The organism is Stenotrophomonas sp. 169, from assembly GCF_014621775.1.
In the GTDB taxonomy this organism is placed as follows: domain Bacteria; phylum Pseudomonadota; class Gammaproteobacteria; order Xanthomonadales; family Xanthomonadaceae; genus Stenotrophomonas.
The window spans coordinates 2806099-2830790 of record NZ_CP061204.1 but is presented as its reverse complement, the minus strand read 5'-3'; the positions used below and the strand labels follow the sequence as shown (position 1 = coordinate 2830790).

The window sequence follows — 24692 nt, the reverse complement described above, 5'->3', positions numbered from 1 at the left end:
CACCGTGTGTGTGCGCCGGTCCTGCGGCGTGCCCGGAGACACCGTGCGGCGATGAGGTGTCGGGGGAATCCAGCCACCGCGTGGCGGCGCGGTGGGCCATCAGCGGGCGTTCTGCGCCTGGGCCTGTGCGTCCTGCTCGCCATGCTGGCGCTGCTGGCCTGCGCGCGCGCAGCGGCCCAGGAAGGCGGTTCACCGCCCCTACGTGACTACGCCATCGACGTGTGGACCTCGCGCAACGGGCTGCCGCACAACTCACTGCGCGACATCGCGCAGACGCCGGAAGGCCATCTGTGGTTCGCCACCTGGGAAGGCCTGGTGCGCTACAACGGACTGGACTTCACCGTGTTCGACCGCAGCACGCGGCCGGGGCTGCTCGACAATGGCGTGGGTGCGCTGCTGGTCGATCGGCAGGGCGGGCTGTGGATCAGCGATTCACGCGGCAACATCACCCGTCGTTCCGCGGATGGCCGCTGGCAGGTCTGGAAGCGCCAGGATGACACCCCCCAGGTGCTCGTGCAGGCCATGCAGATGGACAGCCACGGGCGCCTGTGGCTGTTGTACGAAGGCAAGGGCGTGGGGTATCTCGGCCCCGATGGGCAGATGGTCTACCAGCCGCCTCCTCCCGATCTGCCGCTGGCCCTCAATTTCACCAAGCTGGTCGTCGACGCGCAGGACAGGGTCTGGATCGGCACGCTGGACGGCCTGGTGCTGCGCGAGGCCAATGGCGAACTGAAGCGCGCGCCTGCGGCATGGGATCTGGGCCGCGGACTGGTCTGGCCGTATCGCGCGCCAGACGGCGTGATGTGGATCGTCGGCGGCGAGCGGATCTACCGGATGCAGGATGACGCGCCGCAGCTGATGCACCGCTTGCCCGGACAGATCCACCTGACCGCCATGCTGCAGGATCGCCATGGCGATTTGTGGCTTGGTACGGAGAACCAGGGCCTGCTGCGGATTTCCCGGCACGGACTCGAACGCCTGCCGGCGGGGCTCAACCTGCCGGGCGGCCGCGTGGTCAGCCTGCGCGAAGACGCCGAGGGCAGCATCTGGGTGGGCGCGAACGGCGGCCTGTACCGACTGCGCGAGACCCTGTTTGCCAGTTACACCGAGCGCGACGGACTGAGCGGTGATTACATCCGCACGGTGCTGGAAGACCATGAGCGCGGCCTGTGGGTGGGCAGCGCCAGCGGCCTGGACCGGCGTGCGCCGGACGGTCACTTCGCGCCGGTGATTCTGCACAACCGCGGCGGCAAGGCCCCTTCGGTACTGAGCCTGGCGCAGGGTCGCGACGGTGACGTCTGGGTCGGCACGTTCGGTGACGGCGTGTTCCGTCTCGATGCGCAGGGCAGGCCAAAGCACACCTTCGATACCAGCGACGGCATGCCGGGGGGCAATGTGCGCGCCATCAGCATCGACGCGCAGGGCGAGGTATGGGCCGGTACCCAGAAAGGCGTCGTGCGGATCGATGCGCAGGGCGTCAGCGTGCCGCGGGTGCCGGGCATGCCGGGCGGCCTGGTCACCGCCTTGGCGCATGATAGGCAGGGCAACCTGTGGATCGGCACGATCGAAGGCATCAAGGTGTTGCGGGGGGATCACGTGCAGTCCATCGACCTGGCCCCGTTGGGCGGCGGTCGCAGCGTGTTCGGCTTCCAGCAGATCGGCGATGCGATGTGGATCAGCAGCGATCGCGGCCTGTACCGCTATCAGGACGGAAAGCTGTCGCGGGTCGGCCTGGAGCAGGGCATGCCGGTGGACACCGTATTCCAGCTGGTCCCTGATCGGGTCGGCAACGTCTGGATCAGCAGCAACCGCGGCGTGCTGCGCACCGACATGGGCATGCTCAACGAGGTCGCCGACGGTCGCGCGCCGCGCGTGGACGTGGAGCGTTACAACGAAATCGACGGCATGGCCAATTCGCAGGCCAACGGCAGCTCGGGCCCGGCCGCCCTGTTACGTCAGGACGGGACGTTCTGGGTCGTCACCGCCGGCGGACTCAGTACGGTGGATCCCCTGCGCCTGCAGCGGTTCCGCGAGCGGCTGGCGCCTCCTGCCGCCATCGAAAGCGTGCAGGTGGACGGCGCGCCGATCCACTGGGAGGGGGCCGAACGCAACCACATTGAAGGGGGGCGCCGGCTGACCGTGAGCTTCGTTGGATTGAGCTACCTGATGTCCGAACGCATCCGCTACCGCACGCGTCTGGAAGGCCTGGACAACGGATGGGTGGAGCGCGGGCAGCAGCGCAGCGTCGAATTCATCGGCCTGCCACCGGGCACCTACACGCTGCATGTCTCCGCCGCCCACCCCGGCGGTGCCTGGAGTGACAGTGAGGCGGTATGGAATTTCAGCGTCGAACCGTTCTGGTGGCAGCGACACAGTGTGCAGGCCGTGGCGGCCCTGCTGCTGTTGGCCGCGCTGGTGGCGTTGTACCGGTTCCTGATCAACCGCTACAAGCGGTCGAACATCCGCTTGGCGAAGCTGGTGGATGAGGCGACGCGTGACCTGCAGGCACAGACCGTCCACCTGCAGGCGCTGAACTCGGAGAAGACCCAGCTGGTGGATCGCCTGGCACTGCAATCCGAGCAGTTCGAACGGCAGGCGCGCGAGGACGCGCTGACCGGACTGCCGAACCGGCGTGCGTTCGACGAAACGCTGGCGCGTGACTTCGCCCGCTCACAGCGCAGCGGCCATCCCTTGTGCTTGGTGGTGCTGGATGTGGATCACTTCAAGGCCGTCAACGATCAGTACTCGCACAGCGTGGGCGACGTCGTGCTGGCCGAGGTCGCGCAGCTGCTGGCGTCGGCATGCCGGGATTCGGACATGCCGGCGCGCACCGGGGGCGAGGAGTTCGCGCTGCTGCTCAACGACACGCGCCTGGACGAAGCCGAACAGGTCTGCGTGCGTCTGCACGGTCTGTTCCACGCGCACCCGGACTGGGCCGGTATCGCCGACCTGCGGGTGACCTTCAGTGCGGGCCTGGTTGAACTGGACGCCACTGACCGCACGCCCAAACTGCTGTACCAGCGCGCTGACCGGGCCCTCTACAGCGCCAAGCGCGACGGCCGCGACCGGACCAGCGTCGGCTGATCCACTCGGGTCAGCCCATGCTGGTCCACACATTCCATTTTATCCCCGCGCTCAGCGCGGCCAGGCGTTGGCGATGGTGCAGAACAGCTTGGCGGTCTGCTCGGTGTCATACACCGCACTGTGGGCCTCGTCCGCATCCCACCCCAGCCCGGCCGCTGTCGCGGCGCGCGCCAGCACGGTCTGACCGTAGGCGATACCGGCCAGGGTGACGGTGTCGAACACGCTGAAGGGGTGGAAGGGGTTGCGCTTGTGGCCAACACGCTCGACGGCGGCGTTGACGAAGCCCAGGTCGAAATGGGCGTTGTGACCGACCAGGATCGCGCGCTGGCAGCCGTACTTCTTCATCGCCGCACGCACCGGGCTGAAAATGTGGTCCAGCGCAGGTTTTTCTTCCTTGGCCAGGCGGAACGGGTGGTCAAGGATGATGCCGGTGATTTCCAGCGATTTCGGATCGATCTCCAGCCCCGGGGCGGGCACGACATGCGCGCTTGCGGTCTCGCCGGGATACAGCAGGCCGTTCTCGTCCATTTCGATGGGCACCGCCGCGATCTCCAGCAGCGCATTGCGCCGGCAGTCGAACCCGCCGGTTTCCACGTCCACCACGACGGGCAGGAAGCCTCGGAAGCGCTGGGACATCACCCGGTGCATGGCAGCAGGTGGTGCATCGGAGGGAGCGGGTACAGGCAGGGGGACATCGTTCATGGGTGAATTCTAACAGAGCGGCCTCGCAGACCCTGTGTCAGTACGGGCCATCTACGTGCGCCAGCGCGCCTTTGCGGCCGCTGCTCTGCGAGCGACGATGCGCTGCGCATCCCCCGGCCGCAGGCGGAGGGCGTGCCATCGCGCCCCCCACGGGCCGCGCCGTGGAGGCGCGGTTGCAGACCTTCCAGCGCTCAGGGTTCCCCGGCGCTGGAGGTTTCGTCGCGCTTCTCGCGCGGCGGCAGCGGTTGCTCGCCATGCACCAGGAACCACACGTTCTCGGCGATGTTGGTGGCGTGGTCGCCCACACGCTCCAGGTTCTTGGCCATGAACAGCAGGTGGGTACATGGGGTGATGTTGCGCGGGTCTTCCATCATGTAGGTCAGCAGCTCGCGGAACAGCGCGGTGTACTGTGCGTCCAGCCGTGCATCGTCTTCGCGCAGCGCCAGCGCCGCTTCGACGTCATTGTCGCGATACGCCTCGATGGCGCGACGGACCTGCACTGCCGCCAACCGGCCCAGTGCACGCAGGCCCTGGATCTGCGGCAACGGCGGGACCTTGCCCAGCGCGATGGAGCGCTTGGCGACGTTGGCCGCGTAGTCGCCGATGCGCTCGATATCGGCCGGAATGCGCAGGCCGGCCAGGATCTCGCGCAGGTCGCGGGCCATCGGGCCACGCAGCGACAAGCGCATGACGTCATGGCTGATCTGCTGCTCCAGCGCATCGATGGCTTCGTCGTTGGCGATGATGCGGCGGGCGGCACTTTCGTCGCGCTTCTCGATGACGTCCATCGACGCCTCCAGCTGCGCGACGGCCATCTCGCCCATGCGCACGATCTCGGCCACCAGGCGCTGCTGCTCTTCGTCGTAGCTCTTGACGATGTGGTCGTTGGGTAGATTCATGTCGGTGCTCTCGGATGGGGTGGTTCGACGGATCAGCCGAACCGGCCGGTGATGTAGTCTTCGGTCTGCTGCTTGCTGGGCTGCGAGAAGATCACTTCGGTGCGGTCGTGCTCGATCAGGTCGCCCAGGTACATGAAGGCGGTGTAATCGGAAACGCGCGCGGCCTGCTGCATGTTGTGGGTGACGATGACGATGGTGTAGTCGTGCTTCAACTCTTCCACCAGCTGCTCGATGCGGCTGGTGGAAATCGGGTCGAGCGCGGACGTCGGCTCGTCCAGCAACAGCACGTCCGGACGCAGGGCGACGGCACGTGCGATGCACAGGCGCTGCTGCTGACCGCCGGACAGGCCCAGCGCACTCTGGCCCAGCTTGTCCTTCACTTCATCCCACAACGCGCCTTGGCGCAGCGCGCTTTCCACACGGTCATTCATGTCCGACTTGGACAGTTTCTCGTGGTGGCGGATGCCGTAAGCCACGTTCTCGAAGATGGTCATCGGGAACGGCACCGGCTTCTGGAACACCATGCCGACCTTGCTGCGCAGTCGGTTCATCGGATACTTCGGCGACAGGATGTCTTCGCCGTCCAACAGCACTTCGCCACGCGCTTCCAGCTTCGGATACAGCGCATAGATGCGGTTGAAGATGCGCAGCAGGGTGGACTTGCCGCAGCCGGACGGTCCGATCAGCGCGGTGACGCGCTTCTCCGGCACTTCCAGGTTGATGCCCTTCAGGGCATGGAACTTGTCGTAGTAGAAGTCCAGCCCGCGCGCAGCCAGCTTGACCGGCGCCGGGGTGGCAAGCGATTCATGCGAGGCCGGGACCACGATGCGCTGCATCGGCACGGCATTGGAAAGATCGTTCATGGCAGTGTCCGCGGAAAGGTCAGTCATGGGAGATACGATTGCGCAGCAGGATGCCGCGTGCGCTGAGGCTGATGAGCAGCACGAAGACGGTCAGCACCAGGGCGCCGGCCCAGGCCAGGACCTGCCAGGATTCGTACGGGCTGCCGGCGAACTGGTTCATCACCACCGGCACCGAGGCCATCGGCTGGAACACGTTGCTGCTCCAGTACTGGTTGCCGAAGGCAGTGAACAGCAGCGGGGCGGTTTCGCCGGAGATGCGCGCCAGGGCCAGCAGGATGCCGGTGACGATGCCAGCGGATGCACTGCGGTACAGCACCTGCACGGTGACCTTCCACTGCGGGATGCCCAGCGAAAGGGCCGCTTCGCGCATCTGCGAGGGCACCAGGCGCAGCATCTCGTCGGTCGTGCGCACCACCACCGGCAGCACGATGAAGGCCAGTGCCAGCGCACCGGCGAAGGCGGAGAAGCTGCCGCCGGTCTGCATCACGAACAGCGTGTAGACGAACAGGCCGAGCACGATGGACGGGGCCGACAGCAGGATGTCGTTGACGAAGCGCACGACCGTGCCCGCCTTGCGGAAGTTGCCGTACTCGGCCAGCCAGGTGCCGGCCAGCACGCCCAGCGGGGTGCCGATGCCGATGGCCATGGCACACATCACGGCGGTGCCGTAGAAGGCATTGGCCAGGCCGCCTTCCTGCATGGGCGGCGGGGTGGACTGGGTGAACAGTGCCCAGTTGATGCCCGGGAGACCCTTGGAAAACAGCGTCCACAGGATCCAGCCCAGGAAGAACAGGCCGAACAGCGCCGTGGCCACCGACATCAGGATCGCAACGATATTGCCGATGCGGCGGCGCAGGTACAGGGATTGAGCGGCGGTGGACATCAGTTGCCCTCCTTGCGGGACAGACGCATCAACATCAGGCGGGCGATGGCCAGCACCACGAAGGTGACGATGAACAGCACGAAGCCGAGCAGCAGCAGGGCGGAGCGGTAGGTCTCGGTGGCCTCGCCGAAGTCATTGGCGATCAACGCGGCGATGGTGGTGCCCGGCTCCAGCAGCGACGGCGACAAGCGCACGCTGTTGCCGATGACGAAGGCGACTGCCATGGTCTCGCCCAGAGCGCGGCCCAGGCCCAGGAAGATGCCGCCGATCACCGCCGAGCGGGTGTAGGGCAGCACGATGTCCCAGCTGACTTCCCACTTGGTCGAGCCCAACGCATACGCCGACTCCTTCAGGCGGGTAGGCACGGTCAGGAACACTTCGCGCATCACCGAGGAGATGAAGGGGATCACCATGATCGCCAGCACGAAGCCGGCGGTCAGCATGCCGATGCCGAGCGGTGGGCCCTGGAACATCGGCCCGATGATCGGCCACTCGCCCAGTGTCTCGTTGAGGAACGGCGTCACGTACTCGGTCATCACCGGCACCAGCACGAACAAGCCCCACATGCCGTAGATGATCGAGGGGATGCCGGCCAGCAGTTCGATGGCGGTACCGACCGGCCCACGCAGCCAGCGCGGGGCGACTTCGGTCAGGAAGAAGGCGATGCCGAAGCTCACCGGCACGGCGATGACCATCGCGATCAGCGCGGTCACCAGGGTGCCGTAGATCGGCGCGAGTGCGCCGAACTTGTTCTCCACCGGATTCCATTCGGCGGAATAGAAGAAACTCAGGCCTTGGGCTTCCAGGGCATGACGGCCGCCCCAGAGCATCGACAGCGCGGCGCAGGCGAGGGCAGCGAGGACGAAGATGACGGTGCCGACCAGCACCCATCGGAACAGGCGGTCGTTGCGGGCATCACGCGTATCACGCGTGGAAGGTGCGGCTGCAGGCTGTGCGATGGCATTCATGGGATGGGCGACGCGGCCAGTAGGGGGCGGGGTGACGCGGGGTGGAAAAGGACGGTGCCCGCGCAGGGCGGGCACCGTTCCTGCATCACTTCAGTTCGGTACCCCAGTAGGCTTCGATCTGGGTGACCAGTTCGGCCGGCAGCGGTACGTAGTGCAGTTCGTTGGCCTGCGTCTGGCCGCTTTCGAAGGCCCACTTGAAGAACGCCAGGGCATCCTGGTTGCGCTTGGCGTCCTTCGGCTTCTTCTGCATCAGCATGAAGTTGGTCGCCGTGATCGGCCATGCCTGCTCGCCCGGCGCATTGGTGATGACCAGGTTGAAGTCCTTGGCACTCGCCCAATCGGCGCTGGCGGCTGCGGCGGCGAAGGTTTCAGCACTCGGCTGCACCCAGCTGCCCGCAGCGTTCTGCATCGCGGTGTACGGCATGCTGTTCTGCAGCGCATAGGCCAGCTCGACATAGCCGATGGAGCCCTTGATCTGCTTCACGTACGAGGCGACGCCTTCGTTGCCCTTGCCGCCCACGCCGTCGGGCCACTGTACCGACGTGCCTTCGCCGACCTTGCCCTTCCAGTCCGCACTGACCTTGGACAGGTAGTTGGTGAAGTTGAAGGTGGTGCCCGAACCGTCCGAACGGTGGACCAGGGTGATCTTGCCGTCAGGCAAGGTGACGCCCGGGTTCGCGGCGACGATGGCCGGGTCGTTCCAGGTCTTGATCTTGCCCAGGAAGATGTCCGCCAGCAGGGTGCCGCTCAGGCGCAGCTTGCCCGGCTCCAGGCCCTCGATGTTGACGACCGGCACCACGCCGCCGATGGCGGACGGGAACTGGGCCAAGCCGGCCTGCGCCAGCTCTTCGCTGCTCAGCGGCTTGTCGGACGAACCGAAGTCGACGGTGCCGGCCTTGATCTGGGCGATGCCGCCGCCGGAGCCGATGGACTGATAGTTGATCTTGGCGCCGGTGGCGGCGTTGTAATCGGCCGACCACTTGGACACCAGCGGGAAGATGAAGGAAGCGCCGGCACCGGACACTTCGGCGCTGACCTTGTCACCGGCGGCCGGGGCGGCGGCGGCGGCACCGGCGGCGGGCTGCTGGGCGGTCGGCGACTCGCTGCCGCCGCAGGCCGACAGGCCGAGGGCGATGGCCAGGGAAAGGGTGGCCAGGCCGGCCTTCTGCAGATTCATGCGTCACTCCATAGCGGGAAGTTGCCGGTCCATCCGGCGGTTGCGGCTATGAAATGATGTTTTTGTTACAGCCTGATGACTCAGGTCACGGGCGAAGCCCACGCCACGGTTTGACGGGCTTTTCACGGTGTTGGCGGGTGCTGGACGCAGCGGGGAAGCGGTCGAACTGCGCGGATTCGAGCGCGTCCTGGAATAAAAAAAGGCGCGGGATCCTGAGGGATCGCGCGCCCGGTGGAGCCAGCGGAGGGAGAGAGTCTCCGCTGGCCCCGTGCCCTTGGGTGTATCAGTACTTCAGGTTCTGCGTCCAGTAGGTCTCGATCTGGCGGACCAGGGTGTCCGGCAGCGGCACGTAGTCCAGCTGCTTGGCCTGCTCGTCACCGCTCTTGTAGATCCAGCGGAAGAAGTCCTGCGTTGCCTTCGCGTTGGCCACGTTGCGCGGCTGCTTGCGCACCAGGATGAAGTTGGTGGCGGTGATCGGCCAAGCCTGGGCGCCCGGTGCATTGGTCATCACCAGGTAGAAATCCTTGGCGTTTGCCCAATCGGCGCTGGCGGCTGCGGCGGCGAAGGTGGTGTCCGACGGCTGCACGACGTTGCCGGCGGCATTCTTCATCGACGCATAGGACATCTTGTTCTGCAGCGCGTAGGACAGCTCGACGTAGCCGATGCCGCCCTTGATCTGCTTCACGTACGCGGCGACGCCTTCGTTGCCCTTGCCACCGATGCCGGCCGGCCACTGGACCGAGGTGCCTTCACCGACCTTGGTCTTCCACTCCGGGCTGACCTTGGACAGATAGTTGACGAAGTTGAAGGTGGTGCCCGAACCGTCGGAGCGGTGCACGATGGTGACCTTGGCCGACGGCAGGGTCAGGCCCGGGTTCAGCGCGGCGATGGCCGGGTCGTTCCAGGTCTTGATCTTGCCGAGGAAGATGTTGGCCAGGGTGGGGCCATCCAGCTTAAGCGCGCCCGGTGCGACACCGGCCACGTTGAGCACCGGCACCACGCCGCCGATCACCGACGGGAACTGGGCCAGGCCGGCAGCAGCGAGTTCTTCCGGCTTCAACGGGGCGTCGGACGAGCCGAAGTCCACCGTGGCGGCCTTGATCTGCGCGATGCCACCACCGGAGCCGATGGACTGGTAGTTGACCTTCTTGCCGGTGGCCACGGTGTAGTCGGCCGACCACTTGGACATCACCGGGAAGATGAAGGACGCGCCGGCACCGGTCACATCGGCAGCGTTGGCGGCGAAGACGGACGACGCGGCGAGGATGGCAACGGCGGCGCGCGACTTGAAGGCGTGGATCACGGGAATGGCTCCTGGGTGGTAGACGGGCGATTACCCGTCGTGTCGGTGCACATTCCATAACGATTGCGTGACACCGCCGCGTCTGTCACATGACGCATCGATGACAGCGTCGCCAGAGGAGGGGATAGCCAGGGGTAGAGCCGACTTCAGTCGGCTGGCGCAGTCGCCAGGGTAGAGCCGACTTCAGTCGGCTGGCCGCCGCAGCTGACTAAAGTCGGCTCTACCGAACGGTGGAGCAGCCTACTGAAGTCGGCTCTACCAAACGCGGGGCCGCAAACGCGGAAGGGCACGGCGTCATGCCGTGCCCTTCCATTTTCACTTGCTGCAGGTCTTACCAGAAGAACTGCGCGCGGGCTTCCAGGATGTTCGGATCGTCATTGACGAAGCCGCGTGCGCTGGAGCTGTACTTCTGGCTGTCCACCATCACGTAGTTCAGGGCGAACTTGGTGTTGGAGCGCCAGTAATAGTTCACGCCCACCGTCCAGATATCCATCTTGCCGCCCAGCACGCCGTCCACGATCGGCGGACGACCGGCCACCGGGTTCGCGCTCAGGTTGCCGTCGTTGAGATCCATATGGTCGAAGCGCGCGCCCAGCTGCCACATGCCACCGGCGGGGTTGTCCGGCAGGCCGGTGCCCGGTACGCCACCCTTGTAACCCCAGCTTTCGCCGGTGATGTTCCACAGGCCGCTGACGTAGTAACCGTCACTGGTGTAGTTGTCGTTGGCCAGGCGCTTGGCCTTGCTGCTGTAGTACTCGCTCTGGGCCTTGAACGGGCCGCCGATGTACATCGCTTCCAGGCCCAGCGTGGTCACGCGGTCGGTGTCGACCATGTTGCCGCTGTCGACCAGGCGCACGGTGGCCAGGTCGGCGTTGGGACGGGCACGCACGCGCAGGGTATCGGCGTCGGTGTCATACGCCACGTAGCTCAGGCCGAAATGCAGGACCTGGCCCTTTTCATTGATCGGCGCAAAGGTACCGCGTGCACCGTAGCCGCTGCCGTGCGCAAGGTTGCGGGTCAGCTCGCGACCGAACGCGCTGGCCGTCACCGACCAGTTGTCCTGTGCATAGCCCCACGCGCCACCGAGGCGACGGGCCACGGCGTAGGTGTTGGTCACGGCGGCCTTCGAGATGAAGTCGTTGTTCTTGGTGCTGGACAGTTCTTCCAGGCTGTTGGGCTGCTTGTACTGGCCCAGCTGCACGAAGTGGTTGCTGTTGCCGCCCAGCTTGTACTTGACGTTGGTGTCGAGGAACTTGTCGGCCTTGGCGTCATACCCGACCACCCATTCCACGTTGCCCGGGCCCTTGCCCTTGAGCACCAGCTCGGCACGGCGCAGCTCGAATTCGCTGTCCTTGCCGTTGGCTGCATCGCCGCCATTGAGGTCGGCTACATCGTTGTCGAACCAGTTGCCGTCGGCCTGGACGAGGCCTTCGAAGGTGATCTCCGAACCGCCGATCACATCGATGGCCACTTCAGCGTGGGCGGCCGGCACGAACAGCGCAGCCGCAACGGCCGCAGTGAGAAGTTGGCGATGCAGTTTCATGGAGAGAGTAGCCTTGCAGGCAGGTGGGAAGATGCGCGCAGGCTAGAACGTGAAGATTGCGTAAATGTGACAGTTTGCGAACGCCGTGCGCCCGCAGCACCCCTTACCCCTCTTCGCCGGGGCCATTGATGCCCTGTGGTTGTGACGTCCGGATGGCGCGGCGATGGCAGTCTGCGCGGCGGATCAGACCGACGCGGTCTTGTCCTTGAAGCGGCAGAGGTCACGGATGACGCACTGCGGACAATCGGGTTTGCGCGCTTTGCACACGTACCGTCCATGCAGGATCAGCCAGTGATGCGCGTCCAGCAAAAATTCGGCAGGGATGGCTTTCATCAGACCGTCTTCGACCGCACGCACGTCTTTGCCCGGAGCAAGGCCGGTGCGGTTGGATACGCGGAAAATGTGGGTGTCGACGGCCATCGTCGGCTGGCCGAACGCCGTATTGAGTACCACGTTGGCCGTCTTGCGCCCCACTCCCGGCAGGGCCTCCAATGCGGCACGATCCTCCGGCACCACGCTGCCGTGCTGCTCCACCAGCAGCCTGCAGGCGGCGATCACATTCTTCGCTTTGGCGTTGAACAAACCGATGGTGGAGATATACGGCTTCAGCCCTTCCTCCCCCAGGTCGAGAATCGCCTGTGGCGTGTTGGCCACCGGAAAAAGACGCCGGGTCGCCTTGTTGACGCCGACATCGGTGGCCTGCGCAGACAGCGCGACGGCCACCAGCAGTTCGAACGGACTGCTGTATTCCAGCTCGGTTTTCGGATGTGGGTTGAGTTCGCGCAGCCGGGTGAACATTTCCAGCACGTCGGCGCGTGGCATCTTCGTCGTGCGCCGCGCAGCCGTGCGCGTGGGCAAACCCGAAACAGCCATCACGACCCCCGCGGCGCGGCCGCACGCGCCTTCGCCCGCGCCAGGATGGCGGCAGCGGCAGAGGGCAGGGCGGGGGTGTGATCGGGGGCAGGGGGCGGCGAACGCCGCGCATCGCGTTCGGCATCACGTCGCGCCAGCCGGACGGCACGGTCGCGGTACCGTTCTCGTGCCTGCCAGGCGCGCTGCAACTGGCGCTGCACCGCCTGCAGGCGATCGGGCAGGTCCGCGTGGCCGGGGAGCTGGCAGGCATCGGCCGCGTCGGGCACGTAGTCCATCAGCCCGGCCAGCAGCGCACCGTCCAGGTCATCAGCCTGCAGCCGCTCGTACAGCGCCACGGGGTCCGGTCGGCGGGCCATCCGTCAGCGACCCTCGAAGTGGGCGGGACGACGCTCAAGGAAGGCGCGGGTGCCCTCGCGCATGTCATCGGTGGCAAACAGCAGGCCGAACTGCGCACTTTCGTAGTCCAGGCCCGCCTCCAGGCTGCATTCGCCGCCCACGTGAACCGCGTCCAGCAGCGCCCGGACGGCCAATGGCGCGGCGCGCGCCAACTGGTCGGCGCGCTCATCCACCCGCGCAACCAGCGCGTCGGCGGCAACTACCTCGTTGACCAGACCGAGGTGAAGCGCTCGGTTGGCGTCAACCGGGCTGCCCAGCAGGCACAGTTCCAGCGTGGCCGCGCGCCCGCACAGGCGCAGCAGGCGCTGGCTGCCGCCGAACCCGGGAATCAGGCCGAGAGTGATCTCGGGCAGGCCCAATCTGGCGCTATCAGCCGCGATGCGCAGATGGCAGGCCATCGCCAACTCCAACCCACCCCCCAGCGCGAAGCCGTTGATTCGGGCCATCACGGGCTTGGGCATGCGCTCGATCTGACGCATCAGGCGCTGTCCCAGCAGCGAGAAATCGCGTCCCTGCACAGCGCTGAGTCCGTTCATTTCGCTGATGTCGGCGCCGGCCACGAACGCCTTCTGCCCCGCGCCGGTCAGCACCACGACCCTTACGCTGTCAGCCTCGCAGGCGGCGGTGAAGGCCTCCGACAGCGCCCGCAGGGTCGCCCCGTCGAGGGCATTCAGCTTGTCCGGCCGGTTCACGGTCAGCGTGCGCACGGCACCGCGGTCAGCGACGATGATCGGGGAATGTGACACGCAGGTGCTCCTGAACGTTAAAAAACAGTGATGTTGAACTCTTGAAACGCAGACAGGTCAAAGCCTACGTCGTCAGTAGCGGATCACCCGTGCGACCGCTATCCTAACCCGTCGCCTCAGGGCGGCGAAAACGCCCCCTGAGTTACCACCCCTGGAGAATTGTTTGATGAAGTTGCGTTCTATCGCGGTCGCCGTTGCGGCCCTGGCCCTGACGGGCAATGCCTTCGCCCAGGACGTCGCGTCCGAAAAGGGCAAGCTGAGCTATTACTTCGGTTATGACTACGGCAACAACCTTGCGGAGCTGACCGGTCGCGGTGAGCAGCTGGACATCAACTCGGTGGTGAAGGGTCTGCAGGACGCCTACGCCAAGAAGCAGCCGGCGATCACCGCCGACCAGCTGAAGCCGGCCGTTGAAGCGTTCCAGAAGCGCGAGCAGGGTCGTGCACAGGCCGCCAAGGCCGAGTACGACAAGGCTGCGGCTGAGAACAAGACCAAGAGCACGCAGTTCCTGGCCAACAACAAGGCCAAGTCCGGCGTGCAGACGCTTGCCAGCGGCGTGCAGTACCGCGTGATCGAAGCCGGCACCGGCGCCAAGCCGACCCAGGCCAGCAGCGTGCAGCTGGAAGTGGCCGGTCCGTTCCCGTTCGGCCAGCGTCCGACCGAAGCCCGCCCGGCCCAGCAGATTCCTGCCATGAAGCTGAGCGAAGTGGAAATGAAGGCCATGCGCGAAACGCTGCTGCAGATGCCGGCCGGCTCGAAGTGGGAAGTCACCCTGCCGCCGGAACAGGCCTACGGTGCCGACCCGCGTACCCCGTTCCCGCCGAACGTGGCCGTGCAGTTCGAGATCAAGCTGGTCAGCGTCAAGTAATCCGCATCACTGTTTGACCCGACGCGCCGGTGGCTTCCACCGGCGCGTTTTTTTATGCGCGCGGCATCTCGTTAGATCCGACCGGTAGAGCCGACTGGTAGAGCCGACTTCAGTCGGCTGCCCCCCCCATCCCTCCCTCGCCGTTTCGCGGTAAATTACATCGGTGCAGACCACGGAAGAAAACACGCGTGCGGTGCCCAGTCCCTGCGTTGGAAAATGCGAGCTTGATCATCATCGATCCTGCATCGGCTGCCTGCGCGATATCGACGAAATTGCGCGATGGTCGTCGATGAGCGAGCGCGAACGCCACCACGTGCTGCATCACCGCCTGCCCCTGCGTGAGCAGCTTCGGGCATCACTGTCTGGAACACTGGCCGACGATGGACGGCTGATGCGCGCGCTGCATCCGCTGCACGCGCCGCCGATGGGCGACGGCTGGAATCGCAGTGAGCTCGACGATCTGCTGCCAGACGGTCCGTTGGTGGAAGCGGCGGTGCTGGCGGGCATCGTGCCGCGTGCCACCGGGGCCCAGGTCATCCTCACCCGACGCACGGAAACCCTTCGCCAGCATGGCGGGCAGGTGGGGTTTCCTGGCGGGCGCACCGAGCCGGACGATGCCGACGCGGTCGCCGCCGCCCTGCGCGAAAGCAACGAGGAAATCGCACTCCCCGCCGAGCAGGTACAGGCGCTGGGCTATCTGGATCCGTTCGTCACCATTACCGGTTATCGGGTGACGCCGGTGGTGGCGGTTGTCGATCCGCACTTCACGCCGGTGCCTTCACCGGACGAAGTGGCTGATGTCTTCGAAGTGCCGCTCGACTACCTGATGACGGCCGACAACCTGCGGCACGTGGAAATAGTCCATCGTGGCCGCGTCCGCCATGTGCTGGAGTACGGCTGGCCGGGCCACCGCATCTGGGGGGCCACGGCGGCCATCCTGTACAACCTGCGTCGACGTCTGGAGCAACTGCAATGAGCGTGATCGATACCCCGTGGACCACTGTCGTGGACGTAGCGTCCCTGCAGGCTGGATTGACGCAGGAAGGTGTGCGCCTGGTGGATGCGCGCGCGACGCCGGGCACGGCCCTGCGTATCGTTGATGCGCGGTTCTCCCTCGCAGATCCCCAATCGGGCGCGGCACAGTTTGCTGCCGGCCATCTGCCAGGTGCCGTCCACGCCGACCTGGATCGCGACCTGTCAGACAAGAGCACGACCGGCCACGGCCGCCATCCGCTCCCGGACAGTGACGTGTTCGCGGCCACGCTGGGGCGCTGGGGCATTGGCCCTGACACGCAGGTGGTGGTCTATGACGGTGCCGAAGGCAGCATGGCCGCCGCCCGCCTGTGGTGGCTGCTGCGCCTGATGGGACATCGGCAGGTAGCCGTGCTGGATGGCGGGGCGGCGGCATGGCAGCGCGCCGGATTGCCACTGGTGACCGATGCGGTCGCACCTGAGCCCTTGCCTCCGTATCCCGGACGCCTGGATGTCACCCAGGTCGCGAGCGCAGACGAAGTCGCCGCGCGTCTGAAACACAGTCCTGGGTGGTTGGTGGATGCGCGTGCGAACGAACGTTTCCGGGGCGAAGTCGAACCCTTGGACCCGATTGCCGGTCACGTGCCAGGCGCGGTCAACCGCCCCTTCGCGTTGAATGTGGTCGACGGCCATCTGCGGCCGGCGGAGGAGTTGCGCGCGGAGCTGCAGCAGGTGATCGGCCAGCACGAACCGTCTCAGGTGGTGCTGATGTGTGGGTCGGGCGTTACCGCCTGCCATCTGTTGCTGGCGATGGAATCGGTCGGGTTGGGCGGTGCGCGTATCTACGCGGATTCGTGGAGTGGCTGGATCAGCGACGAAGGCCGCCCCGTGGCGACGGGCGCCTGAGCCGATAGCAACCGTCCCGCTGCGCTCGCCGAGCATGGCTCGGCGCTACCGGGGCAGAGGTGTCGTCTCGCGGACGAGCGATAGGGGCGCCAGCACGGTGTCCCACGGGAACAACGGGCCGGGATCCCGCTTGCGCGGCACGGTTACCTGGGCATTGTCCGTGGCCGGCACCTGCTCCAGGTCCAGCTCGTCGTGGCCGGCGATCCGCCGCAGCGAGGGATAGCGTGCGCACAGTGCATGCAGCAGCCGCAGCAGCGACGCGATCTGTGCCTCGGGGTACGCCTCGTGCATCTGCTGACGACGGCTGTCGAACCACGCGGGGTAGCGTCCGCTGTTGACCAGTTCAATGCCGATCGACTGCGCATTGAGCCCGCGCACATGGTGCGCGCTGCGATCCGGGGCCACGTACTGGTGCACGCTGCCATCGCGGTCGATGTAGAAATGGCCGCTGTTGCCCGTGCCGCTGGGATAGAGCGCCTTCTCGCCGTATTCCCGCGCCGTCGCCAGGTCCGGCAGTTCAGTGCAATGGATCACCACCATGTCCAGCGCCTCTGTCGCGCGGAGGGGCAGCAGGTCGTGATAAGGCAGGGGCGCGACCCGCAGGTCGGGGAGCAGAAGACTCGGCATGCGGCGATGCTAGCATTGCGTCATGAATCATGATCTCCCAGACAGTACCGGCCATTGCATTCTCTCGCATGGCTTTGAAAGCGGCCCGGAGGCCACCAAGGTGACCGCACTGGCGGAGGTCGCCACCCGCCTGGGTTGGAGCCACGAGCGGCCCGATTACACCGATCTGGACGCGAAGTCCGGCGTAAGCCGCGTAGGTGATGTGCCGGCCCGGTTGCAGCGCCTGATTGCGCTGGCTGCGTCGGCCGCCGCGCGCGGCCCGGTGGTCCTGGCCGGGTCCAGCCTCGGCGCCTATGTGTCCGCGCTTGCATCGCTGCATGTGCCGGTGAAGGGGCTGTTCCTGATGGTGCCGCCTACGTCCATGGGCCCCATGCCGGCGTTGGATGCGGCCGATGTGCCGACCAGCGTGGTGCACGCGTGGCATGACGAACTGATCCCCGCAGCGGAGGTCATCGCCTGGGCGGGTGCCCGCTCTGCGTCGCTGCTGCTGGTCAACGACGGCCACCGCCTGAATGACCACGTCGCCGAATCGGCCGCCGCGTTCGAGGCCTTGCTGCGCCGGATCTGAGGTAATGGGCGCAGAGGGCGGGACCCGGCCGATGCGCAAGGCAACGTGACCCGGCCGCCTGCGTTGCCACAGCGCGGGCCGGACCGGTAGGGGCGCCAGCGATTACAATGGGGTCCCCGTGCCGCCGGCATGGGCGCGGGCCTGTTGCCAGGGCCTGCCCGTTCCTGCGCCGCGCAAGCGGCTGCCCCACCTGCGAAACCGATCCTGTGAATTTCTTCGTCTCCTGCGCCAAGGGCCTGGAATACCTGCTTGCCGACGAACTGTCGGCCCTGGGCCTTGCCAAGGCCACTGCCACCATCGCCGGTGCCAATGCCGAGGGCGATCTGGCCCAGGCGCAGCGGGTCATATTGTGGTCGCGTCTGGCCAGCCGCGTGCTGTGGCCCCTGGCCGAATTCGAGTGCCCGGATGAGCAGGCCCTGTACGACGGCGTGCACCTGATGCCGTGGCAGGACCACATGAAGCCGGAAATGACCCTGGCCGTGGACGCGCATGTATCCGGCGACAAGATCACCCACGCCCGGTTCGCCGCGCAGCGGATCAAGGATGCGGTCGTTGATCGCATGCGCAGTGAGGGACTGGAACGTCCGTCGGTCAACACCGACCTGCCGGACATCCGCATCAACCTGTCCTTGCGCAAGGGACGTGCGACGATCTCCATCGATCTCGGTGGCGGCCCGCTGCATCGCCGGGGTTGGCGCGGCGCGGCGCATGAGGCGCCGCTGCGTGAGAACCTGGCGGCGGCCGTGCTGCTGCGCGGTCAATGGCCGCGCCTGCATGCGGCCGGTGGCGGCCTGCTGGATCCCATGTGCGGCAGCGGCACCCTGCTGATCGAAGGTGCCCTGATGGCCGCCGACGTGGCGCCCGGTCTGATGCGCCATGGCAGCCTGCCGCCGAGCCGTTGGCTGGGTTTTGACAAGGACAACTGGAAGACCCTGCTGGCCGAAGCCCGTGAGCGTGAAACCGCAGGCCTGGCCGCGCTGAAGCCGGTGGTGTTCGGCAGTGACATCGATCCGCTCGCCATCGCCGCCGCACGCGAGAACGCGGAAGTGGCCGGTGTTTCGCATGCCATCACCTTCACCCGCGCCGACATCGTGGACCTGCCGGCCCCCCCGCTGGACATCGGTACGGTGGTCTGCAACCCGCCCTATGACGAGCGCTTGGCGGCCGATCCGGCGCTGTACCGCCGCCTCGGCGACGCCTTGCAGAAGGCGGTGCCGCAATGGCGGGCCAGCCTGCTGTGCGGCAATGACGATCTGGCGTTCGCTACCGGCCTGCGCGCTGGCAAGAAGTACCAGATGTTCAATGGCGCACTGGAATGTGCCTTGATCGTCTGCGATCCGGTCGCCGTGCCGAAGCGTGACCCGGCCATTCCGCGCGAGCTGAGCGAAGGCGCGCAGATGGTGGCCAACCGCATCCGCAAGAACCTGAAGAAATTCAAGACGTGGCGTGGCCGTGAGCAGATCACCTGCTATCGCGCCTACGATGCCGACCTGCCGGAATATGCGGCCGCCATCGACGTATACGAAGAGGACGGTGGCAAGGGCCGCACGTTCCTGCATGTGCAGGAGTACGCCGCGCCGGCCACCATTCCCGAGCATGACGTGCGCCGTCGCCGCAACGAGCTGCTGTCGGCCGCGCGCGAGGTATTCCAGGTGCCGCCGGAACAGGTAGCGCTGAAGTCGCGCGAGCGCGGCAAGGGCGGCAGCAAGTACGGCCGCTTCGAGCGTCGGGATGAGTTCCTGGTCGTGCGCGAAAACGATGCGCTGCTGCGGGTGAACCTGTTCGATTACCTGGACACCGGTCTGTTCCTGGACCACCGCCCGCTGCGCCGGACGATGGCCGAACAGATCCGCGGCAAGCACTTCCTCAATCTGTTCTGCTACACCGGCGTCGCCAGTGTGCAGGCGGCGGTGGCGGGGGCGGCCAGCACGACCAGCGTGGATCTGTCCGCCACGTACCTGCAGTGGTGCTACGACAACCTGGCGTTGAACGGGCAGGGCGGCAACCAGCACCTGCTGGTGCAGGCCGACGCCATGGCGTGGCTGGAGGCCGATGAAGGGTTGTACGACGTGATCTTCTGCGATCCGCCGACCTTCTCCAACTCGGCTCGTGCCGAAGACTTCGATGTGCAGCGCGAGCAGGTGCGGATGCTGCGTGCGGCCGTTGCGCGCCTCGCGCCCGGTGGTGTTCTGTATTTCTCCAACAACTTCCGTCGCTTCAAGCTGGAAGAAAATGCGATTGCCGAGTTCGCCAATTGCCGGGAGATCAGCCCGCGCACCATCGGACCGGATTTCGAGCGCAACGCGCGCATCCACCGCGCGTGGGAACTGCGCGCACTGTGACCAGCTCAGTGACGGCCGGCGGCCGTCACTGCCGTCCCACATGACGCATGACGGCCGGTAGCCGTCATGGGGTTACACGGTGGTAGCGCCGAGCCATGCTCGGCGAGCGCAGCGGCGCCGTGGTCAGACCATCGCCTTGGTCAGAGCACCGCCGCGACCAGGCCCATCGCCGGCAACGCCACGGCCAGCGGCACGATCCAGCGTGGCTTCCACGGGTACAGGCCAAACGCCAGCAGCAGGCCGCCCAGGGTCATCGCGCCCAGCCACAGCACCGGGCCCAGCGCCCAGCCATGATCGACCACGCACAGGGCGAAGGCTGCCGCCAGCAGCAGCCAGCCCAGCACGGACCACATGCGTCGCCGTGACACCGGTGCGGCCTGCCGTCCATGCAGGTCCATCTGGTGCTTTTCCATCGCCAGCGAGAGCGCGGTGAACGCACTGAAGGACAGGCACAGGGCGAGCAGCATCATGCCCGGGCCTCCGCTGCAACGGCGGCTGCGGCAGCGCGTTTCTTCTTCTCCGCGGCCGTCAGTGGCGGCGTCCAGCGCTGCATGCGCCAGCCACACATCGCCAGCATGGCGCCGAACGCCAGCATCACCAGGTCAAAGCCGGCCAGCACCCAGTCACCGGCCGGAATCGTGACGCCCAGGTGGGCGTGGGTGGTCAGTGCGTTGAGCAGCGGCAACAGCGCGAACAGCGCCGCACCCAAGTACAACTGCCACGTCCACATCACCCGCTTGGGCCAGATGAAGGCGGCCAACAACGCGGTGCCCCACGCATAGAAGAACACGCTCACTTCCGCATCGGCGCGCTCGGCGGTCTGCAGCGGCAGCAGCCGGTTGGCCCAGAAGTACGACGCGAACGCGATCGGCAGGCCGGCCACCGCCCCGATGTTCAGTGCATCGACGAGGCGCAGGCCGAAGCCGATCCTGCCGGTCTTCGCATGCTTGGGACGCTCCTTGACCGCCCACAGCACCACGCCGCTGGCCACCATCAGGCAGCCGGTCAGCCCGGACAGGAAGAACAGGGCACGCAGGCCCCAGTCGGCGAAGCGCGCCAGGTGCAGGCCATACATCACGCCACGGGTGGCGGTGGCCGCGCCGGACGCCGGCGTCTCCATCAGCAGTTCGCCGCTGACCATGTCATAGCGCAGCGCCGGCGTATCGGTGGACAGGCGACGGCCATCGCGCTGGCGGATGTCGATCACCGCATTGGCCGCGCCAGGGCTGGTGACGCTGAACCCGGACACGTCCACGCCCTTCCAATGCGTCCGCGCGCTGTCGAGCAATTGCTGGATCGGCAGGGCGGCAGCGCGTCCTTCGGCCGGCGCACTGATCTCGGGCATGCCACCGAAGGCCTCGCTGAAGAACGCGTCTTCGTCGGTCGGGTAGGCCACTTTCATGCCCCACGGCAGGTACATCACCATCAGGGTGACGATGCCGGTATAGGTGATCATCGCGTGGTACGGCAGCGCCATCACTGCGCTGACGTTGTGGAAATCCAGCCAGGAGCGCAGCCCCTTGTCTTTGCGGAAGGTGAAGAAGTCCTTGAATATCTTCTTGTGCGTGATGACACCGGTGATGATCGCCACCAGCATGAACATCGCGCAGAAACCGACCAGGTAGCGCGCCCACAACACCGGGATGTAATGAAGGTCGAAATGCAGGCGGTAGAAGAACTCGCCGCCGCGGGTCTCGCGTGCTTCCAGTTTTTCGCCGGTGTTCGGATCGATGGTCGCATCGCCGAAACGACCGCCGCCACGCCGCCGTCGCTCGCCTTCCACCGGCGGCTTGACCATCGATTCGGGGTTGCGCCAGAACATCCGCATGGCCGGGTTGCGTGGATCGGGCAGGGTGACGAACCACGTTTCGGCCTGGCCGGCATGGGTCTGCAGGTAACCCACTGCCCGTTCGGCGGCGACATCGGTACTGACCGTGGTGGCCGGCAGCTCAGGGCGCATCCAGCGGCTGATTTCCTCGCGGTAATAGCTGGCCGTGCCGGCCATGAAAATCAACAGCAGCAGCCAGCCGACCAGCAGTCCGGTCCAGGTATGCAGCCATGCCATCGACTGACGGAATCCGTTCTTCATGCCCATGCTCCCAGTGCACGTGCCACCGCCGCCATGAGCAGGGTGGGCAGCAGAATCCCGACCCACGCCCGCAGCGCGGTGCGGGTGGCGAACGCCCACAAGGCCGCGCAGGCGCAGACCACGATGGCAACCAGCATGCCGGTCAACACGGCCTGGCCGCGCGGGCCGGGCACGACGAGCGCACAGAACACGCTGGTTACTGCGGCCAGCGCGTAGCCACCGAAAATGGCCGCCATGCTGCGCGAAAACACGCCCCAGCCGGGGCGGGCGAAGAACGCGGCCAGGCGGGGGCTGGCGGTCGTGCTGGCGGAAGTTGGCGAGCGGTCCACGGTGATCCTGCGTTGCGGTTGGAGGCAGTGCTGCCCCAGGGAAACGTGAGAGGGTTCAGAGCTTCCAGCGCAGCGTCACGGTGACGTTGCGCGGCTCGCCCCAATAAACGCCCTGGTAGAAGCCGACATTGTTGTAGTACGCCTTGTCCAGCAGGTTGTTGATATTGAGCTGGGCACTGAAGTTCTCGTCGAAGCGATAGCCCGCCGACAGGTTCACCAGGTAGAACGCGTCCTGTTCGATGCGCGCGGGTTCGGTCCGACCCGTGGTCAGGTAATCCGCGCGCGGCTTGCTGCTGTTGTTCCAGATGCCGCTCTGCCAGGTGACCCCACCGCCCAGCCAGAACCGGCCTTCGATGCCGCCCGGACGCCAGCTGGTGTTGAGGCGGAACGTATCCTGCGGCGTCGTGGTTTTCTGCAGCACGCCGGCACGGTTGCGGATGGTGGTATGGGCGAAGCCGGCGGACAGGTTCCAGTGCTCGCCGATGCTGCCTTGGGTCTCCAGTTCCCACCCCTTCACCTTGTTGCCCTTGCCGGTGGATCGATAGGCCTGGCTGCCATCGGGCAGCGACGACGGCGGCACCGAATCATCGATCTCCGCCACGTTGTCCTGCTCGCCCTCGAAGACCGCGGCCGATGCATTGAGCAGGCCATCAAAGAACTCCGCCTTCAGGCCGCCCTCCCACATGTTGCCGACCACCGGCTCCAGGTAATCACCGTCGCGATCGCGGTAGTTCTGCGGCTGGAAGATGTCGGTGTAGCTGACATAACCGCTGAAGTTGCGATTGAAGTCGTAGACCAGGCCGAGATACGGGGTCAGGGAGTCGTCGGGCTTATAGCCCGTGCGCGTGGTGGCGGTGAGCGCGCCCGCGGTGTCGTGCGTATAGCGCCAGCTCGTGGTTTCCCAGCTGCCGTAGCGCGCACCGACCACCGCCAGCAGCGGATCGGCCAGCTGCAGGCGTGCGGCCACATAGGCAGCGCGCTGCTTCAGCTCGTTCTCCGAAGCGAGATAGCCCAGGCGGGTCACCGGCAGACGCGGAACCTCGCCGGTCCAGTGTCGCCAGTCCGGCACCCTGGCGTAGGCATCGCTGTAGTCGAAATCGATGGCATCCGATTCGCCCTTGCGCACCGACTGGCCCACGCCGAACACCAGTTCATGGTCCCGTCCGAACAGCTTGAACGGGCCACTGACGTTGAGGTCGAACACCGACATCGTGCTCTTTTCGTTGAAGTGCGAGATGTAGGCCACCACGCCGGTGCCATCGGGGCGCGGGTAACCCGATGCGCCGTACCAGACGCTGCCGTCGGTATCGCGGTCGGCATGGGTGACGTTGGCCTTGGCCGACCAGCCATTGCCGAGCTGCTGTTCCAGGCGGACGAAACGCGTCTTCTCGATGATCGGCCAGCTGCTCCACGAGGCGGACAGGTTGGTCGAGCGCGGCAGGTTCGCCGGCGTGCCATCGGCGCCCCAGTACGGCACCACGCCCCACGTCACACCGCGGGTATGCGGTGACTGGTACTCGTAGCCCAGTTCAAGCAGTGTGCTGTCAGTGACGTCGGCCTGCACGATGCCGTAGAACACGTCTTTGTCCAGTGTGTAGACATCGCGGAAGGAATCGCTCTGCTGCTTGGCCGCGACCACGCGCGCGCGGACGCGACCGTCCAGCGCCACCGGGCCGCCGAGATCGGCTTCCAGGCGTTGGTTGCCCCAGCGGCCCAGGGTCAGGTTGGCCCCGGCCTGGAAGGTGTCGGTCGGGCGCTTGCGCACGAAGCTGATGGTGCCCGACGGATCGCCGGCACCCGTGGTCAGGCCGGTGGCACCGCGGATCACCTCGATACGCTCGTAGATCACGCTGTCGGTGTTGGTCTTGATCGAACCGCCGAAGGTGTTGAGCATGCCATCGACCTGGAAATTGGTGATGTTGTAGCCACGCGACACATAGTTGATGCGTTCGCTGTCGGTGACCGACACATGCACGCCGGTAACCTGGGCCATCACATCGGACAGGGCGAACAGGCCCATGTCGTCCAGGCGCTGGCGGGTGATCACGGTCACCGACTGCGGGGTTTCGCGCAGCGACAGGTCCAGCTTGGTCGCGGTCCGCGCGTGCTTCACCGTATAGCCGTTGTCGATTTCACCGTCGGCGGTCACCTGTACGGCATCGAGGGTGCGCGCGGCATCGGCAGCAGGCGCCTCGGCGTGGGCGGTGGCGGCCAACAGCAGGCTGGTGATGGCGACGGCGAGGCGCGATGGGGCGGGTGCAACGAACGGGGACGACATGAGGGATGCGTATCCATGCAGGTAAAAAAGCCGGCGATGGAAGCGGCCGCGTGGACGCGTGCGCTCAGCGCTGCAGTCAGCGCCCGCTCCCATCGTCGCCGCGCGGGCGCAGGGCCCGAGCGGCAGACAGTGGTGTGGGTACACGGGGCGGCGGAGACGGAAGCAGAGCATCCGCAACTGACTGGCTGGGCGTACGACAATGCTTAAATGATAAGTATTCGCATTTAGTTAAGCAAGCGTTTTCAGTACGGTCCCATGGACGAACGGATGGCGCAT

The 24692-nt window shown here is 66.2% G+C and carries 22 protein-coding genes; 6 read left to right on the top strand and 16 right to left on the bottom strand.

What is annotated here, in order from left to right:
- Positions 1–141 precede the first annotated feature (141 nt).
- Positions 142–3084, top strand: coding sequence for a ligand-binding sensor domain-containing diguanylate cyclase (locus tag ICJ04_RS12395; RefSeq protein WP_223202878.1), 2943 nt, complete (start codon positions 142–144; stop codon positions 3082–3084).
- Positions 3085–3135: 51 nt separating this feature from the next.
- On the opposite strand, the gene rnt is transcribed toward ICJ04_RS12395, so the two are convergent.
- From rnt to ICJ04_RS12340, 11 genes are all read right to left on the bottom strand, one after another.
- On the bottom strand, positions 3136–3720 hold the full coding sequence (gene rnt / locus ICJ04_RS12390) for a ribonuclease T (protein WP_188327320.1): 585 nt from the start codon (positions 3718–3720) through the stop codon (positions 3136–3138).
- A 257-nt stretch (positions 3721–3977) separates the two neighbouring features.
- A complete protein-coding gene (gene phoU / locus ICJ04_RS12385; RefSeq protein WP_188324538.1) occupies positions 3978–4685 on the bottom strand; it encodes a phosphate signaling complex protein PhoU in 708 nt (235 codons plus the stop codon).
- A 32-nt stretch (positions 4686–4717) separates the two neighbouring features.
- The gene (gene pstB / locus ICJ04_RS12380) at positions 4718–5548 is read right to left on the bottom strand and encodes a phosphate ABC transporter ATP-binding protein PstB (protein ID WP_188324537.1); all 831 of its coding nucleotides are present in this window, start codon (positions 5546–5548) and stop codon (positions 4718–4720) included.
- A 19-nt stretch (positions 5549–5567) separates the two neighbouring features.
- Positions 5568–6431 (bottom strand): phosphate ABC transporter permease PstA, encoded by an 864-nt coding sequence (pstA, locus tag ICJ04_RS12375; protein ID WP_188324536.1) that lies wholly within the window; start codon positions 6429–6431, stop codon positions 5568–5570.
- Complete coding sequence (gene pstC, locus ICJ04_RS12370; RefSeq protein ID WP_188324535.1) at positions 6431–7399, bottom strand: phosphate ABC transporter permease subunit PstC; 969 nt, start codon at positions 7397–7399, stop codon at positions 6431–6433. The genes pstA and pstC overlap by 1 nt, the downstream gene beginning before the upstream one ends.
- A gap of 85 nt (positions 7400–7484) precedes the next feature.
- Positions 7485–8576, bottom strand: a complete 1092-nt coding sequence (gene pstS / locus ICJ04_RS12365; protein WP_188324534.1) for a phosphate ABC transporter substrate-binding protein PstS — start codon at positions 8574–8576, stop codon at positions 7485–7487.
- Between the two features lie 283 nt (positions 8577–8859).
- A complete protein-coding gene (pstS, locus tag ICJ04_RS12360) occupies positions 8860–9879 on the bottom strand; it encodes a phosphate ABC transporter substrate-binding protein PstS (RefSeq protein ID WP_188324533.1) in 1020 nt (339 codons plus the stop codon).
- A gap of 331 nt (positions 9880–10210) precedes the next feature.
- Entirely contained in the window at positions 10211–11422 is a 1212-nt protein-coding gene (locus ICJ04_RS12355; protein WP_188324532.1) for an OprO/OprP family phosphate-selective porin, read from the bottom strand.
- Between the two features lie 183 nt (positions 11423–11605).
- Positions 11606–12244, bottom strand: a complete 639-nt coding sequence (gene nth / locus ICJ04_RS12350; RefSeq protein ID WP_188324531.1) for an endonuclease III — start codon at positions 12242–12244, stop codon at positions 11606–11608.
- A gap of 50 nt (positions 12245–12294) precedes the next feature.
- A complete protein-coding gene (locus ICJ04_RS12345) occupies positions 12295–12651 on the bottom strand; it encodes a hypothetical protein (RefSeq protein WP_188324530.1) in 357 nt (118 codons plus the stop codon).
- A 3-nt stretch (positions 12652–12654) separates the two neighbouring features.
- On the bottom strand, positions 12655–13437 hold the full coding sequence (locus tag ICJ04_RS12340; protein WP_188324529.1) for an enoyl-CoA hydratase-related protein: 783 nt from the start codon (positions 13435–13437) through the stop codon (positions 12655–12657).
- Positions 13438–13603: 166 nt separating this feature from the next.
- Between ICJ04_RS12340 and ICJ04_RS12335 the strand changes: the two genes are divergently transcribed.
- The 3 genes from ICJ04_RS12335 (at position 13604) to ICJ04_RS12325 (ending at position 16183) form a co-directional block, all read left to right on the top strand.
- Positions 13604–14305: an FKBP-type peptidyl-prolyl cis-trans isomerase gene (locus ICJ04_RS12335; protein ID WP_188324528.1), complete on the top strand. Its 702-nt coding sequence runs from the start codon at positions 13604–13606 to the stop codon at positions 14303–14305.
- Between the two features lie 163 nt (positions 14306–14468).
- Complete coding sequence (locus ICJ04_RS12330) at positions 14469–15281, top strand: CoA pyrophosphatase (protein ID WP_188324527.1); 813 nt, start codon at positions 14469–14471, stop codon at positions 15279–15281.
- Complete coding sequence (locus ICJ04_RS12325; RefSeq protein WP_188324526.1) at positions 15278–16183, top strand: sulfurtransferase; 906 nt, start codon at positions 15278–15280, stop codon at positions 16181–16183. Before ICJ04_RS12330 ends, ICJ04_RS12325 begins: the two co-directional genes overlap by 4 nt.
- 45 nt (positions 16184–16228) lie before the next feature.
- Here ICJ04_RS12325 and ICJ04_RS12320 read toward each other — a convergent pair whose 3' ends face one another.
- On the bottom strand, positions 16229–16810 hold the full coding sequence (locus ICJ04_RS12320) for an N-acetylmuramoyl-L-alanine amidase (RefSeq protein WP_188324525.1): 582 nt from the start codon (positions 16808–16810) through the stop codon (positions 16229–16231).
- A 22-nt stretch (positions 16811–16832) separates the two neighbouring features.
- Here ICJ04_RS12320 and ICJ04_RS12315 point away from each other — a divergent pair, with 22 nt between their 5' ends.
- Positions 16833–17378, top strand: coding sequence for a hypothetical protein (locus ICJ04_RS12315; RefSeq protein ID WP_188324524.1), 546 nt, complete (start codon positions 16833–16835; stop codon positions 17376–17378).
- Between the two features lie 206 nt (positions 17379–17584).
- Entirely contained in the window at positions 17585–19720 is a 2136-nt protein-coding gene (gene rlmKL, locus ICJ04_RS12310; RefSeq protein WP_188324523.1) for a bifunctional 23S rRNA (guanine(2069)-N(7))-methyltransferase RlmK/23S rRNA (guanine(2445)-N(2))-methyltransferase RlmL, read from the top strand.
- 140 nt (positions 19721–19860) lie between these two features.
- Here the strand turns inward: rlmKL and ICJ04_RS12305 are convergent, their stop codons facing one another.
- The 4 genes from ICJ04_RS12305 to ICJ04_RS12290 are packed head-to-tail and all read right to left on the bottom strand — an operon-like array spanning position 19861 to position 24416.
- The gene (locus tag ICJ04_RS12305) at positions 19861–20190 is read right to left on the bottom strand and encodes a DUF3325 domain-containing protein (protein WP_188324522.1); all 330 of its coding nucleotides are present in this window, start codon (positions 20188–20190) and stop codon (positions 19861–19863) included.
- Positions 20187–21809 carry a PepSY-associated TM helix domain-containing protein gene (locus ICJ04_RS12300; RefSeq protein ID WP_188324521.1) on the bottom strand — a complete coding sequence of 541 codons (1623 nt, stop codon included), beginning with the start codon at positions 21807–21809 and terminating at the stop codon, positions 20187–20189. Before ICJ04_RS12300 ends, ICJ04_RS12305 begins: the two co-directional genes overlap by 4 nt.
- Complete coding sequence (locus ICJ04_RS12295; RefSeq protein ID WP_188324520.1) at positions 21806–22138, bottom strand: DUF3649 domain-containing protein; 333 nt, start codon at positions 22136–22138, stop codon at positions 21806–21808. Before ICJ04_RS12295 ends, ICJ04_RS12300 begins: the two co-directional genes overlap by 4 nt.
- A 55-nt stretch (positions 22139–22193) precedes the next feature.
- Entirely contained in the window at positions 22194–24416 is a 2223-nt protein-coding gene (locus ICJ04_RS12290; protein WP_188324519.1) for a TonB-dependent siderophore receptor, read from the bottom strand.
- Between the last annotated feature and the right edge of the window lie 276 nt (positions 24417–24692).

Coding starts and splice junctions, on each gene's coding strand:
- rnt (WP_188327320.1), bottom strand. CDS start 3,720: ATGTCCCAGCGCTTCCGAGGCTTCCTGCCCGTCGTGGTGGACGTGGAA.
- phoU (WP_188324538.1), bottom strand. CDS start 4,685: ATGAATCTACCCAACGACCACATCGTCAAGAGCTACGACGAAGAGCAG.
- ICJ04_RS12290 (WP_188324519.1), bottom strand. CDS start 24,416: ATGTCGTCCCCGTTCGTTGCACCCGCCCCATCGCGCCTCGCCGTCGCC.
- pstB (WP_188324537.1), bottom strand. CDS start 5,548: ATGAACGATCTTTCCAATGCCGTGCCGATGCAGCGCATCGTGGTCCCG.
- pstS (WP_188324534.1), bottom strand. CDS start 8,576: ATGAATCTGCAGAAGGCCGGCCTGGCCACCCTTTCCCTGGCCATCGCC.
- nth (WP_188324531.1), bottom strand. CDS start 12,244: ATGCCACGCGCCGACGTGCTGGAAATGTTCACCCGGCTGCGCGAACTC.
- ICJ04_RS12335 (WP_188324528.1), top strand. CDS start 13,604: ATGAAGTTGCGTTCTATCGCGGTCGCCGTTGCGGCCCTGGCCCTGACG.
- ICJ04_RS12320 (WP_188324525.1), bottom strand. CDS start 16,810: ATGCCGAGTCTTCTGCTCCCCGACCTGCGGGTCGCGCCCCTGCCTTAT.
- ICJ04_RS12345 (WP_188324530.1), bottom strand. CDS start 12,651: ATGGCCCGCCGACCGGACCCCGTGGCGCTGTACGAGCGGCTGCAGGCT.
- ICJ04_RS12305 (WP_188324522.1), bottom strand. CDS start 20,190: ATGATGCTGCTCGCCCTGTGCCTGTCCTTCAGTGCGTTCACCGCGCTC.
- pstC (WP_188324535.1), bottom strand. CDS start 7,399: ATGAATGCCATCGCACAGCCTGCAGCCGCACCTTCCACGCGTGATACG.
- ICJ04_RS12315 (WP_188324524.1), top strand. CDS start 16,833: ATGAATCATGATCTCCCAGACAGTACCGGCCATTGCATTCTCTCGCAT.
- ICJ04_RS12300 (WP_188324521.1), bottom strand. CDS start 21,809: ATGAAGAACGGATTCCGTCAGTCGATGGCATGGCTGCATACCTGGACC.
- ICJ04_RS12395 (WP_223202878.1), top strand. CDS start 142: ATGCTGGCGCTGCTGGCCTGCGCGCGCGCAGCGGCCCAGGAAGGCGGT.
- pstA (WP_188324536.1), bottom strand. CDS start 6,431: ATGTCCACCGCCGCTCAATCCCTGTACCTGCGCCGCCGCATCGGCAAT.
- ICJ04_RS12325 (WP_188324526.1), top strand. CDS start 15,278: ATGAGCGTGATCGATACCCCGTGGACCACTGTCGTGGACGTAGCGTCC.
- ICJ04_RS12355 (WP_188324532.1), bottom strand. CDS start 11,422: ATGAAACTGCATCGCCAACTTCTCACTGCGGCCGTTGCGGCTGCGCTG.